We start from the raw sequence: 17,863 nt of genomic DNA on the forward strand, positions 1-17,863 counted from the left end.
GGTTCTCACAGTGGGGTCAGGAGTTCGTCCATTTGACGGCCTGGTGGGTGTAGGACGAGTCGTCCCCGGTCGAGCCCACGATCACGCCCGCGCCGTTGATGCCCGACGGGATCGCGGACGTGACACCGGCCGGGACGCCGAGGTCGAGCGCGGTGCCGTTCGCACTCCACCGGATCGGCCTGGTCGCGCCGTCGGCGGTCAGCAGTCCGCCGACCGTGACGCCGCTGTCGTTGATCGCCACGGCGTAGCCGCGGTGCGGCGATCCATCGTGCAGGTCGGTCGACGTCCCGTCGCGGTTCCACCGGACCGCGTGCTGGTTTCCGTCCGCGGCGATCGCCGTGCCGACCACGTCGCCATAGCGGTTCACCGACGCGGCGGTGGTGCCACCGCCGCCGGGCAGCGTGGGCAGGACGGTGGTCGTGCCGTCCCGGTTCCAGCGCACCGCGCGCAGCGGCGTGTTGTACGCGTACACCATCCCGGTTACGATGCCGTTCGGCGAGATCGCGCCGATCGAACTCGCGGTGTAGCCCGGCGGCAGCGGCAACGCGGTGGGCACTCCGTTCGCGTCCCAGCGCACGGCCAGCCGGTTGTAGTACGACCGACCCGAGGCCTGTCCGACCACCACCCCGTTGTCGTCGACGCCCGTCGCGAATGCGCCCTTGTCGTAGCCGGGCAACGTCCCGAGCACCGTGTGCGTGCCGTCGGTGCCGAACCGGACCGGCCGGGGCTTCCCGTCGGTCCCCGTCGCGGACCCGGCCGCGACGCCGTACCGGTTGACCGCCGAGGCGCCGATGTACAACGCGTCGGCCGGCCCGCCGAGATCGGTGACGACCCCGGTGGTGCTCCACTTGACCGCTCGCGACCCGCCGGTGTGCCCCGAGGTCCCCACCACGACCCCGGCCGCGTTGATCGCGGACGCCGACGTGGTCGTCGAGCCGGGCAACCCGGCGAGCACCGTGATGGTCGTGGCCGCCTGTGCCGATCCGGTGCCGAAGACGGTCGCGGCCAGCGCCGCGACCACCACCGCACCCATCCGTCTGTACGTGTTCATCCGCTCTCCTCGCCCTCTCTCCGGCAGTGACTCCGCGTGAGATCGAAGCACCGCGAGCGCGCACCGCACACGATGATCCACACGACCGGTCGCGGGCCGACCCGGCGACCCGACGCGGCGCGCACCCCGGTTTTGCGGCTTGTGCCGTACCCGGCGACGGCCGACCGGTGCACGCGTTCCGTCTGATCACCACGATCCAGTAGTGGTCTAGACCAAAGATCTTCCACTGGCTAGGCTGACCCGCGTTTACCGGTCGGCCGCCCGAGTAGTCCAGGAGATCACGATGACCAACACTCCCGGTCACGTCGGCGTGCTCGATCGCGCCGAGACCCTGTTGGCGCGGCTGGCCTTACCGTGTCTGCGCCTGTCGCTCGGGCTGGTCTACCTGTGGTTCGGCGTGCTCAAAGTGGTCGGCCGGTCGCCGGTCGCGGACCTCGTCCAAGCGACCCTGCCCTGGGTGCACGGCGACTGGCTGCTGCCCGCCCTGGGCTGGGTCGAGATCGTGCTCGGCATCGCGCTCGTCGTCGGCAGACCCCGCCGCCTGGCACCGGCCGCCGCAGCGGCGCACCTCGTGGGCACCTTCCTGGTGTTCGTCGAGGCACCCGCCCTGGCCATGTCGGACGGCAACGTGCTGCTGCTGACCACGACCGGCGAGTTCGTGCTCAAGAACGTCGTGCTCGTGTGCGCGGCGCTGGCGGTCGTCGGCTGGGGGAGAACCGCGCGGCACTAGGGAATCGTCCACCGGAACGAGCGGCCGGATCGTGCGACCAGCGTGGAACCGACCGCGATCCCCGCGTTGTTCAGCGCTTTGGGCTTCGCGGGGACGTTCTCGGGTGTCGGCAGACCGCTGAGCGTGCCGGCACGCCAGTGGAACGGATGCGGTGCGCCTTCCACGGTGTGCCAGCCGACGACGTCTCCCCGGTCGTTCACGGCCACCGCCTCGCTCGCGCCCGACGCGCCGAGGTCGACCAGGCGCCCGCCGCGCCACAGCGTCGCCCTGCGCACCCCGTTCTCGGTCCGCCAACCGACGACGTCGCCGTTCTCGTTGAGCGCCCGGACGTTGTCCGCGGCGCCGGCCCCCTCGCCGGGCAGGACGACGGCCCGGTCACCGGTCCACACGACCACGTGGGTCACCTGGCTTGTCGCCCTCCAATCACCGACGACCACGTCCGCGTCGTTGATCGCTTTCACGTCGTAATACCCGCCCGCCCCGGCGGCGGGCAGTCGGGTGCACCCGACCGCGGCGCAGCGGAACGCGTACGGGACACCGCCTTTCGGGTCGAGGGCACCCGCGGTCGTCCCGATCCCGTTGACCGCCCGGTGTCGGACGGTGCCCTTCTCGCCGAACGTGATGTCGGAGTACGTGCCGTCGCGCCACACCGCCGCCTGGTCAGGGTGGTACGACGCCGTCGGGTCCTTGGGGTTGTCGTACCCGATCGGGAGGGCACCGCCGCCGAGGTCGCGGACCGTCATGGGGCCGTACCCGTTGCTTGGGGGCGGAGTGCGCCTGGTCCGGACGCCGTCCGCCCACACGTCGATGTAGGTGAACTCCGCGCCGCCCTGCTTGTTGCCGTACACGATCACGGCCGCGCCGCGTTCGTCGATGCCGAGGGCGTTGCCGCTTCCCATCGACCCGGGAACGGTGCCCTCCCACCTCATCGCGCTGCCCCGGTACCAGCCCGGGGCCCACTCGGAGCCGACCGTCTGCCCGGCCTCGTTGATCGCCGTCACCAGGACCACCTCGCCGAGGGCCGGCCGGAGTTCCTCGAACCCGACATCGGCCCCGGCCGACGGGGCGAGCCCGACGAGTGCGATCAACGCCGTGGACACGGACAGCCACCGCATGGGGATCTCCTGACTGGTCGACGTGACCGACCGTAGCGATGGGCCCGGGTCGCCGGTCCCGCCAAGCGGTCCACGGCGACCGTGCCGCGCGGCGGAAAAGATCCACAAAGGATTGCCGGGAAAACGGCGCAAGTCCGCGCGACCGGCGCCGAACAGCAGGGGACGAAGCGCGTGGGACCACAGATCGGCGAGGTAGCCCAATGATCACTTCCATCGCGGAACAGACCAGCCTGCTCCTGCTCAACGCCTCCATCGAGGCGGCCCGTGCCGCCGGTCGGACGGACGCGAGGCCCGCGCCCGGCACCGAGGACGTCGCCGCGGTCGTCGCCCGCGTCAAGGCGGTCCACCCCGTCATGGCCATGGCCATCGACGAGCAGTTCGAGAACGCCGCCGAGAAGAGCGCCGACAAGAGCGACCACCCCGCCGAGTGATCACCCGACGGTGACCTGGACCCGGATGCCGAGCTTCGGCCGCTTGGGCGCGGTCGTGGGCAGTTCCAGCGTGGCCCGGTACGTGCCGGGCCGCAGGGACGTCGCGTCGACGGTGACCTCCACCGCGCGCGACTGCCCGGGACCGACCACGACCGGCGCCCCGCCGGCCAGCCACGGCAGTTCGGCGTACGTCGGCGTCGCCGACTGGATGTAGGAGACCTTCGGTACCCGGGGACCCTCGTACGGCCCGTTGGAGAACACCCACAGGTTGCCCGCCGGGTCGGTCTCCAACCCCGCGCCCGTGTACCCGCCCGGCTGCGGGTCGGGCAGCAGGTCCCGGCCGCCGCACCCGGCCGGCGCCACCAGGGACAGGTGGGCGACCCGCCCGTACCCGATCGAGACCGGGTAGATCCAGACCAGGCCGTCGGCCGACCCCGTGTCGACGTGGCCGATCCCGGCGATGCCGAGGCTCTGGTCGTACCTGCTCAATCCGCACTGGCGCACCACGGTGCCCGCGTCGGCGTGCGACGAGCCCTTGACCTGGACGATCGTCCGGGCGTTCGACACGAAGAACATGTCCGTCCGCGCCAGGTAGGCGAGGCCGTCGGTGGTGGCGCTCCAGCCGGAGCCCGCGACCGTGTACGCGACCTCGCCGGTCGCCGGTCGGATGCACCTGATCGCCGGACCGCCGACGACGTAGCAGAGCAGACCCTGGTCGCGGATCACGGCCAGGTCGCCGATCGCGTCGGCCGTGGGCCGGGTGTCCAGCAGCACGCCGTCGGGCGTCAGGCGGGACAGCGTCCTGTCCGCCCGACTGGAGATCCACACGTCGCCGCCGAGTTCGGCGATGCCGTAGCCGTGCGGGACGCCCGAGGCGACCGGGTTCCACGACCTGAGGATCGCGCCCGGCCGGTCCGGCTGGGGCGCGGTCGCACCGCCCTCGATCTCCCGCACCGCGTCCCACGTGCCCGGCAGTGCGCCGTTGTTGCGGATGGTGACGGTGGCGGTCCGCCGTTGCCCGGCGGGGACCGTGATCTCCACCGGTGGGGATTCCACGACGAGGGCGGGCGCCGGCAACAGGATGTCCCGCGCCGCGACGGTGTTGTCCGCGCCCGCCGGCACCTCGAAGCTCGTGGCGGGATAGTCCGCGGAGGTCACCTCGATCACCGCGCCGCGCGTCGACACCTCGAACCAGTACTCGCCGTCCCAGATCGTGTACATCGTGACGGTCCGCCCGTTGACCACGGTCTTGAGATCGGCGAGCGAGACGGGGGTGCGGTCGTTGGCGTTGCGCAGCACGCCGCGTGCCACCATCATCCCCGGCTTGCGGAACCGGACGGCGGTGGCGTCGGACAGCTTCGGCTGCCGGTTCGACCAGACGACCGCCGACGAGCCGGACCAGTCCTCGATGCCGACCACGGCCCGCGCGCCGGCCTCGGTGGGACTCCCGATTCCCTTGTACTGCAACACGATCTGGCCGCCCTCGTGCAGGACGATCTCCGCGCTCAACCGACTGCCGTCGGCCTTGAGCCGGACGTTGTGCCACTCGACCACGAATCGACGGGCGGGCTCGACACCGTCCACCTTGGTCCGGATCGCCGCGGCGTCGTCGATGACCAGGTCGTCCCAGAACGCGTAGACGGCACCGTTGGGCGCGTTGGTGGACGGCAGCGGTCCGGAGTCCGGTCCCAGGACGTCCGGCGTGTGGCCGAACGCCAGGTAGCCGTCATCGACGATGTCGGCCATCCGGACCACCTTGCCGTAGTACATGACGGGGAACGGCAGGGAGATGTAGTGCTTGACGTTGTCGCCCTTGAGGTCGAAGGCCGTGTCGCCTTCCACATAGGACGAAGAGGCGGTGGCGACCGTGTACCCCTCCTCGACGGCCGAGGCGTCCGGCGCGGTCAGTGCGGCAAGGACGAGGAGCAGGACGACGAGGACCCGACGCATCGCACACCCCAGGCGGTGGAGGGAGGATCGACCGCTCCACCGTGGCGGACCCGGGAGCCGCCCACAAGGAAGTTGGGCTGCCCGGCTGGATGCCTTACTGCGCCACGCCGATGCACCGTTGCGGCCGACGCTCCCTGACCGGAGGGTCGCTCACCTGTCCGATGTTCGAAGCGGTCCACGATGACGGGTGGTCGCCCGACGCGGGCCGGGCGACCACCACGCGCTCACTTCGTCGGCCAGGCGATCTGCGGCGACCGGTAGAAGTCGATGCCCAGCGCGGTCCACCGCTCGCCCTGCGCGGCCAGGCGGGTGCGGAAGCCCTCCCAGTCGTGCGTCGACCACGGCGACCAGGCCAGTTCGGCGATGGCCGCCAAGCGCGGGAACGCCATGTAGTCGATGTGCGCGGACGTCTCGATCGTCTCGGTCCACAACGGCGCCTCGACGCCCAGCACCGACGACTCCGGCACCCCGGTCAGGTGCGCACCGGGATTCCACTCGTAGGCGTCCTTGACCTCGATGTACCCCGCCCACTTCAGGCCGATCGGGGTGGTCGGGTCGTACTTCATGTCCAGGTAGGTCTTGTTCGCGGGCGACATCAACACCCGGTGCCCACGCGCCGCGGCGTCCTGCACCACCGCGTTCGACGTCGACCGGCCCCAGTACTGCGGCACGGCCGAGGTGTCGGTGGTCGTCTTGACGAACTCGTGCCAGCCCAGGACCTTCTTGCCGTACTTGCCGACCAGGGGCAGCACCTTGGACATGAACGTCTGGTAGTCCTCGTCCGTGGTCGCCTGCGCCTCGTCGCCGCCGATGTGCAGGTACTCGCCCGGCGTCGACGCGGCCAGCTCGCGGATCACGTCCTCGACGAACCTGTACGTGACGTCCTTCGACACGCACAACGAGCTGTATCCGACCTCGATGTCCGTGCGCAACGGCGGCGCGACGCCGTCGCAGTTCAGCTCGGCGTACGACGACAGCGCGGCGTTCGTGTGACCGGGCAGGTCGACCTCGGGGATGACGGTGATCTTCCGCGCCGCCGCGTACGCCACGATCTCGCGGTACTGCGCCTTGGTGTAGTACCCGCCGGGCCCGCCGCCGACCTGCGTGCTGCCGCCGTGGGTGGTCAACCGGGGCCACGAGTCGACCTGGAACCGCCAGCCCTGGTCGTCGGTCAGGTGCAGGTGCAGGTAATTGATCTTGTACAGCGCGAGCTGGTCGACGTACCGCTTCACGGCCGCGACCGGGTGGAAGTGCCGCGCCACGTCGAGCATCGCGCCCCGGTGCGCGAACCGGGGGTGGTCGGTGATCGTGACGCCCGGGACGGTCCACCGCACGTGCTGCCGGTCGCGTTTCTCGACCGCGGGCGGCAGCAGTTGGCGCAGCGTCTGCACGCCGGAGAACAACCCGGTGGTCGACGCGGCCCGCACCGTGACGCCGGACCTCGTGACGGTGAGCTGGTAGCCCTGGTCGCCGACGGCCTTCGGCACGCCGCCGAGGACCAGGGAGATCCCGCCGTGCGGCGCGGACGTCACGGGCAGCCGATAACCCGTCGACGGACGCAGGATCCCGGCCAGGTACTCGCCGACGCCGCGCGCGCCGGGGGAGGTGTGGATCTTCGTGGACGCGGAGAGGGTGTAACCGCCCGATTTCACCTGGACGGAGACAGGTTCGGGCACGAGGCGTGGGAGCGGCGTGGCGGACGCGGAGCCGACGGGGGCACCGCCGACGACCACGAGGGCGACGAGCACGCTCGCCACCCGATGCCGGACTTTCACCTGGTTCCTCCTCGGGGCAGGGCGGCCGACCGCATCACCGTCGTGGGTTTGCCCGATTCCCGTCAACGGGTGTGAACCGTCCGTCCGCCGCCCCTTCGGCCGCGTCCGTTCGCCATCCGAGACCGTCCGGCTCCCGAAAAGCCCGCGAAAAGTCCGACCAACGCCGCAACGCGCACCTCCGGACGATTCCGGCCGGATACGGCCGGATGGCGCAGGCACGTCGCTTCGGTGTCAGCCCACGAGTCCCGTGACGAAACGGTCCAGCCCCCACACGAACTGGTCGGTGGAGACGTACCCGGCGATCACGTCGGCGGCCCGCGCGGTGCGCGGGTAGGCGTCGGCGGGCACGGCGCCGAACGCGGCACGTCGCGCGGCGATCCGCTCGGCTTCCGGCGGCGCCGGCCGGGTCGGGTCGAGTTCGGCGGCCTCCAGGGCGATCGCGCCGAGGATGTAGACGATCAACGCGTACGAGGCGCGGGCCGCGTCGTCGGGTTCCAGACCGGCCTCGGCGAGCACGTCGAGCAGTCGTTCGCCCAGTTCCAGCGCGCGCTGACCGTCCATCGGCGCACCCGCCACCAGCGCCGCCGCGCCGGGGTGGCGCAGCAGGTCGGCGCGCAGGCGCAACGCGAGGTCGCGCAGCCGGTCGCGCCACGGCGCGTCGCCGGTGAGCAGGGCGGGTCCCTCCTCGCCGATCAACCGGTCCACGACCGCGCGCAGCACGGCGGCCTTGTCCGGGAAGTACGTGTAGATCGCGTTGGGCGCGACGCCGACGCGGGACGCGATGCCGCGCACCGACACCGCCTCGGCGCCGCGGTCGTCCAGCAGTTCCAGTGCCGCCGCGACGATCGCCTCCTCGGACAGCGTCCGCTTCGGTCCCGGCTTGACCATGCCGTCCTCCTCGACGAGGGATTGACCCGATCACTGTACAGAGTACAGACTCTGTACATCGTACAAAGTTCAGGAGGTCCGCCCGTGCGCGTCCCCACCGCCCTGGTCGCCGTCACCGCCGTCGTGGCGGCCAACGCCGCGTTCGTGCTGCTCGGCGCGTCGTTCGACTACCCCGACGTGCTCGGCCACGACAGCGCCGAAGCCCTGCGGGCGTTCCGGGCGAACCCCGCGATCGCCTGGCAATTCGCCCTGCTCGCCCTGAGCGCGGCCCTGCTCGCCCCGGTCGCGGTCCTCACCGCCCGCCTGGCCGGCGGTGCGCGCGAAGCCCTGGTCGTCGGCTGCGCGGCGGCCGTCGTGCAGGTCGTCGGCCTGCTGCGCTGGCCCCTGATCGCCACCGGCCTGTCCCCGGACGACCCGGCCGACGTGCACCTGTTCGAGCAGCTCAACCGCATCCTGGGCGGGGCGGTCGGCGAGACCGGCGGCTACCTGCTCACCGCGCTGTGGACCGTCCTGATCGTCCGAAGACTGCGCCCCGGCCGGTGGTCGACCGCCCTCGCGCTGGTGTCGGCGGCCGGCATCCTCGGCGGTGTCGTCGGCCTGGACAAGGTCAACTTCGTCGGGTACGTCCTGTGGAGCGCCTGGCTGCTGTGGTTCGCCGTCATCCTCCTCGTCACGCCTCGGGTCGAAGTGCCGTCCTGACGCCAGGCCGAGAACGACGAGCAAGGCGACGACCACGGCCACGACCGTCGTCCGCGACGACGACGTGCCGATGCTCGGCGCCGAATCCGCCACCACCGTCGCCACGAACACCGCCGCCCCACCACCGGTCGACGCCAGCTCGCCGCCGGTCAGCCGCCGCACCACCGGCACGGTCGCCCCGGCCAGGAACGCCGACACCGCGACCACGTACGCCGCGTGGTACCAGCCGGCGACGGAGAACGTGTGCGGCGCGGTCAGCAGCCAGTTCAGCCGCGGTCGCGGATCGGCCAACCAGGACGCCTGCACCACCGCGCCCGCGAAGCCGCCCGCGACCGCGCCCGGCACCGACAGCGGCGGATCGCCGAGCCGACGCCGGGCGTGGACCACGCCGTACACCACGAGCGGCAGCACGGCGTCGCCCAGCGTCCCGCTCCAGTAAGTCCACAGTGGAGGGACGCCGGGCAGTGCCGGCAGCAGCAGCGCCGCCGCCGACATCGCCACCACGCCCGTCACCAGGCACACCAGGGCCGCGCCCCGGGGGCCTAGTGCCACGTGACGTCCTTGGGGTCGACCGGTTGTCCCGCGTTCGGACCGCTCGGGTAGTACGGGTCACCGGTGCTGGACTGGACGACCTCGTTGCCCCACCGGTCCGTGCCGCCGTCCCAGCGGCCCTCGCCGAAGTGCACGGGGTGCGCCGTGCCGGACGTGTCGGGCACGTCGGGCGTGCCGTCGGCCAATCCCGAGAGCAGCTCGGCCAGGAAGTCGAAGACCACGACGGCCTCCTCAGTCGTCGAACGAGTCGAGGGCGTCGGACGCGCCGACGGCGTCGGCCATCGCCACCGAGGTGGCGAGGGCCCCGCCGACGTTCACGACCCTGCGGGTGGTGGTCACGATGCGCTCGCGCCGACGGCCGGTCGCGCCGGCCGCGTCCGCGATCGCCTCGCCGATCAGTTCGCCGGCCGCCTCGCGCACGGGCTTGAGCACGCGGTTGACCACGATGGAATGCGCCATGGGATCGCCTTTCGGGAATGCGGAGTCCGATGTGGCGGTGGGATGCGATGCCACCCGTCCCACCAGGCGTCCGGCATCGCACGACCCAGTCTCGTCCGCATCGGCCTCGGCGATAAGCACCCCGCGACGTGGTTTTCCACCACCCCCTCGGGGTGATGCCGCCTACCACCGTCCGTCGTAACCGTCCTCCTGCGCACGCGCGCCGAGTTCCGCGCGGGTCGACGCGGCCCGCCCCAGGTCGCGGTACCGCTCGCGGATCTGGCGCAGGTACGTCTTCACCGTGTCCTTGCTGATCCCCATCCGCTTGGCGATGTCGGCCAACGCCAGGTTGCCCGCGTACAGCCGCAACGCCTCGGCCTGGCGCGTGCTCAACGCGGCCCGCGCGGGCTCGCTGTAGAGGAACCGCGCCAACTCCGGCGGCGTGTACCATCCGGTCGCCACGACGTGGTCGATCGCCGTGCGCAGCGGCGCGTAGCCGGCGGTCTTGCCCACGAACGTCCGCGCGCCTCCGGCCAGCGCCCGACGCCGCATCTCCGGCGAACGGCCGTCCTCCGACGCCACCACGACCAGCGGGCCCCATCCCTCCAACGCCGCCAGGTTGTCGACGAGCAGCGAGCCGCCGAGCACCACGTCCAGCACGACGACGTCCGGCGGCTCGACGAGCAGGGTGCGCAACGCGGCGACCGAGTCGGCGACGCCGACCACCACGACGTCCTCGGTGTGCGCGGCGAGCCACGTGCCGACGCCGTCGCGGAAGATGGGGTCGTCGTCGACCACGCCGACGGTCGTCACGGTGCCCTCCCGGTCAGTGGCGCGTAGAAGTCGTGGAACAGCCCCGATCCGGTCGGGGTGGTCGAGCCGCCGAAGCGGTCCACCAGGTCGTGCCACCCCGGGGTGTCCGGCCCGGCACCGGTCACGGCCAGCATCACGTGCGCCCGACCGTCCACCGGCAGCACGGTGACCTCCACCGCCGCGCACGCCGACAGCACGTCGTCGAGTGCCCGGACCAGCAGGGTCCGGTCGGTGATCGCCAAGCGCCGCACCAGGTCCTCGTCGTCGTGCACGACCAGTACGGCGCCCGTGTCGGCGACCGCCGGTTCCAACTGGACCTCCAGCAGCGGCAGGCGGCTGCGGTGCAGCAGGTCCGGCGCGAGCGCGGCGGCGAGCCGGGCGCACTCGGCCACGACGTCCGGCGACGCGGGATCGCGTCGACCGTGCCCGATGTCGTCCAGCAGCCGTGCGCTCGCGGCTTCGACCGCGCCCACGACCACGTCCTGCCGCCCGACGGCCGCGGTCCGCGCGATCCGTTCCCATTCGGCTTCCCGCGCCCGCACGGCGAGATCCCGTCCGGCCCGCACGGTCGCGCGCATCACGCCGACCAGCAGTGCCGTCCCGGCCCCGATCGCCGCCGCCGCGCCACCGGACAGCACGACGGCGTGCAGTTGTCGAGGCGTGCCGGTCACGCCTTCGAGCACCACGGCCTGCACCACGACCAGGGCCGCGAGCGCCGCGACGACCTCCTCCACCGGACGGCTGAACGGCAGCAGCAGGACGGGCGCGACCGCGAACCCCGAGACCCAGTTGGCCAACCCGGTGAGCTGGTCGGCGGGGAGCTGCGTCGCGATCACGACACACGCGAGCGGCCCGGCCAGCACGCCGACCCCGGCCGCGACCGGCCCCAGGCCCGTGCGGGACCTGAACCACACCAGCGCCGTCGCCCCGGCGAGCCCGACCAGGACCGCCACCACCACGGGACCGTTCCGGTAGGACGACCAGTGCGCGAGCAACTGCGCCAGGTTCGCGAGCGCCATCACCGCGAGCCCCCACGGCAACGACGGCCACAGCAGCGGACCCAGACCGGCGAACCGCTCGGCGGCCCGCGCCCGGCTCCACCGGTTCACCCCGGCCACGCCACCGTCACCTCGGTGCCCCGGCCCGGCACGCTGTGGACGGTCGCCGTGCCGCCGACCTGGCGCATGCGCCGCCCGATCGCCTCCGGCACGCCGAACCCGCCGGGCCGCGTCGAGTCGAACCCCCGGCCCCGATCGGTGATCACGACCCGGACGCCGCCGGGCGACCACGTGACGCGGACCCCCGCGACGGCCACACCGCCGTGCCGCACGACGTTGCGCAGCGCGGCACCGGTCGCGCCCACGACCGCTGACGTCACGTCCGCGCGCAGCGGCACCGGCACGCCTTCGTGGTCCACCACCACCTCCAGCCCCAGACCCCGCACCTGCTCGGCCTTCACCGCGAGATCGCGGGTCAGGTCCGGCTCCGCGACCGTCGGCAGCCGGCCGCGCAGGATCGCCGCCTCCCGCCGGCACCGCGCCCGCGTCCCCGGCGAATCGACGACCACGCCCTCGGCGATCAACCGGATCGTGAACAGCGGCTCGTCGTGCGAGAGGCGGGCGTGCTCACGCCGCGCCACGTCGACCCGTTCCCACTCCGCGTCCTGACGGACGGCCGCGGCCAGTGCGGCGGCCGGCCCGTCGTACGTGGCGGCCCACCGCCGGAGTCGGCCGCCGCCGACCACCGCGGCGGTGAACGACGCGACCTCCAGCAACCCCAGCCCGAGCTGCTCGCCGAGGCCGCCCGTCCCGGCCAGGGCCAGGCCGGACCGGTGCGCCGCGATGAGCACGACGGCCGCCGTCCGCGCGGACGCCAGTCCGGCGCCGAACACCCCCAACCCGACCAGCGGCTCGGCCACGTTCGTGCCGCCGGTGTCGACCCCCGCGACGCCGACCGAGGCGGCCACGCTGAACCCGGCGCCGAGCCCGCACAACCGGGCCACCCACGACGACGGTGTCCGATCGGTCACCAGCCGTGCACACCCGAGCGCGAACACCGCGGCGACCACCGGCAGGACACCGAACCGGAACCACGACGGGTAGGCCGACCACGTCACCGCGACGCACACCGCCGCCTGCACCCCGGCCGCCGCGAACAACCCGCCGGCGGCCCGCCGCACGCTGAAGTCCACCACCGCCGACGGCGCCACCTCGGCCGACGCCGACTCGAGCCACCGCGTGCGCACCCGTCACAGCCTTTCGTCCGGGGACCGCCATCATCGGACCGACCGGTGCCGGGGGACACCGCACTTCTGCGCACGGCGGTATCAAGGCCGGTGTCCCAGCATGGAAGGCGTGCTGGAGATCGTCGCCGTGACCGTCCTGGGCCTGGTCGTCATCGCCGCCGCGGCCGTGCTCGCCCCGAAGCTGGGCGTGGCCGCGCCGCTCGTGCTGGTCCTGGTGGGCCTGGCCCTGGCCGTGACGCCGGGCATCGACGACGTCGAGGTCGAAGCGGAGTGGATCCTCCAGGGACTCCTGCCGCCGCTGCTCTACGCCTCGGCGGTGTCCATGCCCGCCATGAACTTCCGCCGCGAGTTCGGCGTGATCGGCGGCCTGTCGGTGCTGCTGGTGGTGGGCAGCGCCGTGGTCCTGGGTCTGCTGTTCGCGTGGCTGATCCCGGACCTGGGTTTCGTGTGGGGCGTGGCGCTGGGCGCGATCGTCAGCCCCACGGACGCCGTGGCGACGTCGATCATCAAGGGCACGTCCGTGCCACGCCGGGCCGTGGTGATCCTCGACGGCGAAAGCCTGCTCAACGACGCCACGGCCCTGGTGCTGCTGCGCACCGCGATCGTGGCCACGGCGGCGGCCTTCTCGTTCTGGGGCACGCTGGGCACGTTCGCCTACGCCATCGCCGTGGCCGTGGTCGTGGGGGCCGTGGTCGGCCGCGTGAACCTGGCGGTCCGACGCCGGGTCGAGGACGCGACCGTGAACACGATCCTGTCGTTCACCGTGCCGTTCGTGGCCGCCGTCCCGGCGGAGCTGCTCGGCAGTTCGGGCCTGGTCGCGGCGGTGGTCGCGGGCCTGGTCACCGGGTATCGCGGTCCGCGCGTGCTGCCGCCGTCGCACCGCATGTCGGACGCCCAGAACTGGGCGATGGTCGAACTGGTCCTCGAAGGCGTGGTCTTCCTCGGCATGGGGTTGCAGTTGTCGACCGTCCTCGGCGGCATGCGCACCGGGGTGGGGGAGGCCGTCGGGATCGCGGCGGGCGCCCTGGCCGTGACGCTGCTCGTCCGCGCCGGCTACGTGGCGCCGCTGCTGTGGGGGCTGCGCCGCCGGGCGTCGCGCTGGCGCGAGCGCCAACCCCACATCGCGAAGATGGGCGAACGCCTGGACGCGGGCGACCTGACCCCGTTGCGCGGGCGTCGGCCGTCCGAACGCCGGGCGCGTCGCCTGGCCACCCGGGTCCGCCGCTCGCTGGCCGACATCGACTACCTGCTGGACCACCCGCTGGGGTTGCGGGAAGGCGTGGTCGTGGTGTGGGCGGGCATGCGTGGCGCCGTGACCGTGGCGGCGGCCCAGACGCTGCCCGAGGACGCGCCGCACCGTCCGCTGCTGGTGTTCGTGGCGTTCGCCGTGGCCACGCTGTCGTTGCTCGTGCAGGGCGGCACCGTCGGACCGCTGGTGAAGATCCTGTTCCGGAACCGGGCCGAGGACGGGTCCGAACAGGACGACGAACGCCGGCAGATCCTGGCGTTGCTCCAGGAAACCGCCCACGGCATTTCGCGTTCGTCGGACATGTCGGTCAAACAACACAAACTGGCGATCGTGAAGGCACAACGCGACGCCCTGCTCGACGCCCGCGACGACGGCGTGTTCGACGCGGACACCCTGTCCAACGCCCTGCGCACACTGGACGCCGCCCAGCTCACCCTCGAACTGCGCGGTGGCCCGAACGGTTGAGTAACGGTTGGCCACCTGCCCCACGGGCGCTTCGGCGCGGCGTGTTTGCTGTGCGCCATGAACACGAAGGTCATGTCCGCGCTGCTCGCCGTGGCGTGCGCGGTCTCCCTGACGGCCTGCGCGAGCAACGAGTCCAAGTTCGTCGACGAACTGAAGGCCGCGGGCTTCACGAACGTCGGCCCGGCACGCAGCGAGTCGGAGAAGACGAGCAAGAAGGTCGGCAAGCGCACGGTCAAGTCGTCGCAGAAGGTCCTGGAAGTGACGGTCCGGGTCAAGGGCTGCGACCTGGAGTTCGAGAAGATCTCCGGCCAGTCCGGCTACTGGCTGGACGAACTGCACGTCAACGGCCAGGAACCCGACTGGCCCGGCTACCCGGAGAACCTCAAGCAGCCCGACGTCGTGAAGGCGTTCGCGGGCAACGACCCCAAGCCCGCGGGCTTCAAGGACTGCTACAAGCCCAACGAGGCGTAGAGCCCCGTGTTGCCCGACTCGTGCCGGCGCTGAAGGCGCCGGCACGAGGCGACTTCGACGCTAGGCGAGCACTCCGCTCAACCGGACGACGGTGACCTCCACCTGGCACTGGGCCTCCTCCCAGTACCCGATCACCTCGCCGCCGTCCTCGGTCAGCAGGCCGTCGGTCGTGTAGTCCGGGAAGAACGTCATGCCGTTCGTGCCCTTGGCGCAGAAGAACGAGACGTGCGCGCGCAGCGCGGGGTCCTCGACCGACTTCAGTTCCGCGGCCCACGCGTCGTCGGGTTCGACGTCGACGGACAGCGTGCCGCCCGGCTCCTCGCCGAGCGACAGTGCGACCCGCATCGCGTCGTACAGCGTGCCATCCGAGAAGAACTTCGGGAGGGTGACGTACCAGCGCCCTGACCACGCCTCGTCGGCGAGGTCGACGCCGTGCCGCGCCACGAGCACCGCGAGGTCGGCCCCGCGCACCAGGTTCTCGCCGACCGCCACCTCGGCCAGGTCGGCGGCGAACGCCGGGTGCGCCTCGTCCGCCCCGTCGAACTCGAAGACCGACTTCGCGCCGTCGAACAGGATCGGGCGGTCCACGTCGTACAGGGCGATTTCCAGCTCCAGGGGCTCCGTGCCGTCGAGCACGGCCGGCCGCACCCATTCCGGTGCGCGGTTGTAGTCGAACTCGTCGATGTGGTTGCCGTCCAGGAAGGCCCCGTAGGACGCGTCCGCCGGGTACTCGGAGAGGGGCCGGTCGAGCAGGATGCCGAACGCCCGGGTGAGCTGCCGTCGCCAGTCGTCGGACGGGGTGGGTGCACTGGTCACGCGCGCACCCTAAGTCCGGCTGTGGATCTCTGTCACCTGTTCGGCGGAACCAGCGCGGCGATCGTCCGGCGCAGGCGCTCGCGGTCGTTCGGCGCGGTGGGCACGCCGACGAGCGCCGGCGCCTCGGGGTCGGTGGTCGGCGCCACCCGGCCGAGCCCGCGTGCGGCGGCCAGGTAGTCGGCGACGGCCCGCGCGACGGCGTCGAGCCCGGCCGTCCGCTCGCCCAGGACGGCGCGGACGCGGTCCACCGGGTCCGGTCGGGCGGCGAGCAGACCGACCGAGGCCCGGACGGTCGTCGACGGGATCGCGTCGTGGGCGCGGGCATCGCCGGCTTGGCGAGCGCGCCGACACTGGGCCGAGAGGGCTGGGACGTGCTCGTGGTCGAAGGCGGTCCGTCGCGGCGGGGGCTACCTGGTCAACCCGCTCGGCGCGGGCTACGACGCGCCGGAAAGCCTCGGCCTGCAGGGACCTCGGCGTCTTCACGTCGGTGCTGGTCAAGGCCGACGGACAGCCGAAGGTCACCGTGCCCGCCGCGTTCGCACAGGCCGCGCTGGGCGCGCGGGCACTCCACATCCGGGTGCAGGACATGGTCATCCGGGCCGTCCGGCTCCCCGGCGTCCGCCGTCTGGTGACCCGTTGGCGGGTCAGCCCGCGAAGCCGACCACCCCGGTCTCGCCCAGCCGCACCAGGGCGACGAACCCCGGCGCGGGCAGGATTCCCTCCGACCAGAACGCCGACCGGAAGTCGCCGAGCGAGCGCGACGAGGGCCTGGCCCAGTCCGGCACCGGCGAGCGCCCGGTGCCGGTGCCGTCGAGGTCCTGCCAGACCAGCTCGGCGCCGTCCTCCGTGTCGCACAGGCGAAGGAAGGTGGTCGCCGTGGTGGCCATGGTCCGCTGACGCGGGCACGGCACCTCGGCGACCGGTGTCACCGCACCCGTGCCGGGGTCGACGACCGCGACCGACCGGATCTTGTCGTCCCGGTCCCGGACCACTCCGACGGCGAGCGGACCCGTACCGGCCCAGAACCGGTACTCGGACGACAGGTCGGTGGCGACCCGATGTCCGTCGTGGGCGCGGATCAGGGTGCCGGTGATGAAGTTGGACGTGACGGCGACGAGTCGGCCGTCCGTGCCGACGTCGGTGACGAAGTCCTGCGACTCGCCCTTCGGCACGGGGGAGAGGGCACGCCACCGCTCGGAACCGTCCCGGTCCGCGAGCCCGACCAGCCCCCAGTCGTCACCGCACGCCAGGATCGCGAGGACCGTGTCGGCCGCGCCGTCCACCACCGGCAGCGGCGCCCGACACCCTTCCGGCGCGCGCCACGTCCACAACTCCTGCCCGCCGCGCAGGTCGACCGCGGTGATCCGGAAGTCCTGCCCGCCCTCGGCCCGGTCGACGCCCTCCCACTCCACCAGGACGCGGTCGGTCGGGCGCGGCGTGGTCGGTGCCGCCTTGCGCCCGGCCCACTCCCGCACCACCTCGCCGGTCGACGCGTCGAGCAACACCCAGAGATCCTGCTTGCGCAGAAACGGTCCGTCACCCTCGAACGCGGCCACCACCAGCGTGCGGTCGGGCGTGGTGCGCAACGAGACGTTCGACGTCCCGGGCCGGGCGTAACGCCAGGTCGTCCCGCCTCCGGCCGTGAGGGAAACGACCTCGCCGGTCGCCGTGCCCACCACGATCCCGGGCCCGGCGACGACCGCGCCGGTGACCGGAGCCCCGGCCGTCCAGCGCCAAAGCACCCCGGCCGGACGCGCGACCACCGCCCCGACGTCCGCACGATCGACCGTCGCCGAGTCGACCGTCGACACCGCGAACGGCGCGACAACGGCAAGGACGACCGCCAGGACCGGCACACCCCACCACCCGGACAAGGCACCCGCGACACAGGCCAGTGCCCCGACCGCCAACACCGCCGAGCCCGCCCCGGAGACACCGGACGACAGGTCGCCGACCAGAACCCACCCCGCGAACCCCAAGGCGACGACCGAGACGATCAACGCCACCACCCGCCCACGGGCGAACAGGGTCAAGGCCGCGACCACGACAAGCCCGACCCCGACCACGGCCCACAACGGATCGGCACGGGGAACGTCGGACCACGGAAACGACACGGACACCACGGCACAGCCCAGAGCCACGACCGCCAGGACGACACGGACCACAGCCATCACC

19 protein-coding genes are annotated in these 17,863 nt (G+C 72.5%); 6 read left to right on the plus strand and 13 right to left on the minus strand.

Annotated features, from left to right (window positions below; translation table 11 throughout):
- Positions 1-16: 16 nt before the first annotated feature.
- Positions 17-1,051 carry a hypothetical protein gene (locus tag F4559_RS13130; RefSeq protein WP_184668764.1) on the minus strand — a complete coding sequence of 345 codons (1,035 nt, stop codon included), beginning with the start codon at positions 1,049-1,051 and terminating at the stop codon, positions 17-19.
- Between the two features lie 283 nt (positions 1,052-1,334).
- Between F4559_RS13130 and F4559_RS13135 the strand changes: the two genes are divergently transcribed.
- On the plus strand, positions 1,335-1,781 hold the full coding sequence (locus F4559_RS13135; protein ID WP_184668766.1) for a DoxX family membrane protein: 447 nt from the start codon (positions 1,335-1,337) through the stop codon (positions 1,779-1,781).
- On the opposite strand, the gene F4559_RS13140 is transcribed toward F4559_RS13135, so the two are convergent.
- Positions 1,778-2,896, minus strand: a complete 1,119-nt coding sequence (locus tag F4559_RS13140) for a hypothetical protein (protein WP_184668768.1) — start codon at positions 2,894-2,896, stop codon at positions 1,778-1,780. The genes F4559_RS13135 and F4559_RS13140 overlap by 4 nt on opposite strands.
- Positions 2,897-3,096: 200 nt before the next feature.
- Here F4559_RS13140 and F4559_RS13145 point away from each other — a divergent pair, with 200 nt between their 5' ends.
- Positions 3,097-3,327 carry a hypothetical protein gene (locus F4559_RS13145; RefSeq protein ID WP_184676553.1) on the plus strand — a complete coding sequence of 77 codons (231 nt, stop codon included), beginning with the start codon at positions 3,097-3,099 and terminating at the stop codon, positions 3,325-3,327.
- Here the strand turns inward: F4559_RS13145 and F4559_RS13150 are convergent, their stop codons facing one another.
- The 3 genes from F4559_RS13150 to F4559_RS13160 all read right to left on the minus strand — a co-directional run bounded on the left by F4559_RS13150 (position 3,328) and on the right by F4559_RS13160 (position 7,940).
- Positions 3,328-5,277, minus strand: coding sequence for an NIDO-like domain-containing protein (locus F4559_RS13150; protein ID WP_184668770.1), 1,950 nt, complete (start codon positions 5,275-5,277; stop codon positions 3,328-3,330). It lies immediately after the preceding gene.
- A gap of 224 nt (positions 5,278-5,501) precedes the next feature.
- A complete protein-coding gene (locus tag F4559_RS13155) occupies positions 5,502-7,052 on the minus strand; it encodes a beta-N-acetylhexosaminidase (RefSeq protein ID WP_184668772.1) in 1,551 nt (516 codons plus the stop codon).
- Positions 7,053-7,283: 231 nt separating this feature from the next.
- Complete coding sequence (locus F4559_RS13160) at positions 7,284-7,940, minus strand: TetR/AcrR family transcriptional regulator (RefSeq protein ID WP_184668774.1); 657 nt, start codon at positions 7,938-7,940, stop codon at positions 7,284-7,286.
- Positions 7,941-8,024: 84 nt separating this feature from the next.
- Between F4559_RS13160 and F4559_RS13165 the strand changes: the two genes are divergently transcribed.
- Positions 8,025-8,639, plus strand: coding sequence for a DUF4386 domain-containing protein (locus F4559_RS13165; RefSeq protein WP_184668776.1), 615 nt, complete (start codon positions 8,025-8,027; stop codon positions 8,637-8,639).
- Positions 8,640-8,709: 70 nt separating this feature from the next.
- Positions 8,710-9,078, plus strand: a complete 369-nt coding sequence (locus F4559_RS13170) for a hypothetical protein (protein WP_184668778.1) — start codon at positions 8,710-8,712, stop codon at positions 9,076-9,078.
- 103 nt (positions 9,079-9,181) lie between these two features.
- Here the strand turns inward: F4559_RS13170 and F4559_RS13175 are convergent, their stop codons facing one another.
- The 5 genes from F4559_RS13175 to F4559_RS13195 all read right to left on the minus strand — a co-directional run bounded on the left by F4559_RS13175 (position 9,182) and on the right by F4559_RS13195 (position 12,687).
- Positions 9,182-9,412, minus strand: a complete 231-nt coding sequence (locus F4559_RS13175; protein ID WP_184668780.1) for a hypothetical protein — start codon at positions 9,410-9,412, stop codon at positions 9,182-9,184.
- A 10-nt stretch (positions 9,413-9,422) separates the two neighbouring features.
- Positions 9,423-9,650: a hypothetical protein gene (locus F4559_RS13180; RefSeq protein WP_184668782.1), complete on the minus strand. Its 228-nt coding sequence runs from the start codon at positions 9,648-9,650 to the stop codon at positions 9,423-9,425.
- 162 nt (positions 9,651-9,812) lie between these two features.
- Positions 9,813-10,442 (minus strand): helix-turn-helix transcriptional regulator, encoded by a 630-nt coding sequence (locus F4559_RS36315; RefSeq protein ID WP_184668784.1) that lies wholly within the window; start codon positions 10,440-10,442, stop codon positions 9,813-9,815.
- Positions 10,439-11,560 carry a hypothetical protein gene (locus tag F4559_RS36320; RefSeq protein WP_184668786.1) on the minus strand — a complete coding sequence of 374 codons (1,122 nt, stop codon included), beginning with the start codon at positions 11,558-11,560 and terminating at the stop codon, positions 10,439-10,441. The genes F4559_RS36315 and F4559_RS36320 overlap by 4 nt, the downstream gene beginning before the upstream one ends.
- Positions 11,548-12,687 (minus strand): sensor histidine kinase, encoded by a 1,140-nt coding sequence (locus F4559_RS13195; RefSeq protein ID WP_184668788.1) that lies wholly within the window; start codon positions 12,685-12,687, stop codon positions 11,548-11,550. The genes F4559_RS36320 and F4559_RS13195 overlap by 13 nt, the downstream gene beginning before the upstream one ends.
- Before the next feature lie 100 nt (positions 12,688-12,787).
- Here F4559_RS13195 and F4559_RS13200 point away from each other — a divergent pair, with 100 nt between their 5' ends.
- Both F4559_RS13200 and F4559_RS13205 read left to right on the plus strand, forming a co-directional pair.
- Positions 12,788-14,401 (plus strand): cation:proton antiporter, encoded by a 1,614-nt coding sequence (locus tag F4559_RS13200; protein ID WP_221447217.1) that lies wholly within the window; start codon positions 12,788-12,790, stop codon positions 14,399-14,401.
- A 57-nt stretch (positions 14,402-14,458) separates the two neighbouring features.
- Entirely contained in the window at positions 14,459-14,872 is a 414-nt protein-coding gene (locus F4559_RS13205; RefSeq protein WP_184668790.1) for a hypothetical protein, read from the plus strand.
- A 60-nt stretch (positions 14,873-14,932) separates the two neighbouring features.
- Here F4559_RS13205 and F4559_RS13210 read toward each other — a convergent pair whose 3' ends face one another.
- From F4559_RS13210 to F4559_RS13220, 3 genes are all read right to left on the minus strand, one after another.
- A complete protein-coding gene (locus F4559_RS13210; protein WP_184668791.1) occupies positions 14,933-15,688 on the minus strand; it encodes a hypothetical protein in 756 nt (251 codons plus the stop codon).
- 32 nt (positions 15,689-15,720) lie between these two features.
- Positions 15,721-15,936: a hypothetical protein gene (locus F4559_RS13215; protein WP_184668792.1), complete on the minus strand. Its 216-nt coding sequence runs from the start codon at positions 15,934-15,936 to the stop codon at positions 15,721-15,723.
- 396 nt (positions 15,937-16,332) lie between these two features.
- Positions 16,333-17,853, minus strand: coding sequence for a PQQ-binding-like beta-propeller repeat protein (locus tag F4559_RS13220; RefSeq protein WP_184668793.1), 1,521 nt, complete (start codon positions 17,851-17,853; stop codon positions 16,333-16,335).
- Between the last annotated feature and the right edge of the window lie 10 nt (positions 17,854-17,863).

Origin of the sequence: Saccharothrix violaceirubra (assembly GCF_014203755.1) — a bacterium.
Lineage (GTDB): Bacteria > Actinomycetota > Actinomycetes > Mycobacteriales > Pseudonocardiaceae > Actinosynnema > Actinosynnema violaceirubrum.

What these genes read in the sequence shown, in the direction of transcription:
- F4559_RS13130 (WP_184668764.1), bottom strand. Translation starts at nt 1,051, where the DNA reads ATGAACACGTACAGACGGATGGGTGCGGTGGTGGTCGCGGCGCTGGCC.
- F4559_RS13135 (WP_184668766.1), top strand. Translation starts at nt 1,335, where the DNA reads ATGACCAACACTCCCGGTCACGTCGGCGTGCTCGATCGCGCCGAGACC.
- F4559_RS13140 (WP_184668768.1), bottom strand. Translation starts at nt 2,896, where the DNA reads ATGCGGTGGCTGTCCGTGTCCACGGCGTTGATCGCACTCGTCGGGCTC.
- F4559_RS13145 (WP_184676553.1), top strand. Translation starts at nt 3,097, where the DNA reads ATGATCACTTCCATCGCGGAACAGACCAGCCTGCTCCTGCTCAACGCC.
- F4559_RS13150 (WP_184668770.1), bottom strand. Translation starts at nt 5,277, where the DNA reads ATGCGTCGGGTCCTCGTCGTCCTGCTCCTCGTCCTTGCCGCACTGACC.
- F4559_RS13160 (WP_184668774.1), bottom strand. Translation starts at nt 7,940, where the DNA reads ATGGTCAAGCCGGGACCGAAGCGGACGCTGTCCGAGGAGGCGATCGTC.
- F4559_RS13170 (WP_184668778.1), top strand. Translation starts at nt 8,710, where the DNA reads ATGCTCGGCGCCGAATCCGCCACCACCGTCGCCACGAACACCGCCGCC.
- F4559_RS13180 (WP_184668782.1), bottom strand. Translation starts at nt 9,650, where the DNA reads ATGGCGCATTCCATCGTGGTCAACCGCGTGCTCAAGCCCGTGCGCGAG.
- F4559_RS13200 (WP_221447217.1), top strand. Translation starts at nt 12,788, where the DNA reads ATGGAAGGCGTGCTGGAGATCGTCGCCGTGACCGTCCTGGGCCTGGTC.
- F4559_RS13205 (WP_184668790.1), top strand. Translation starts at nt 14,459, where the DNA reads ATGAACACGAAGGTCATGTCCGCGCTGCTCGCCGTGGCGTGCGCGGTC.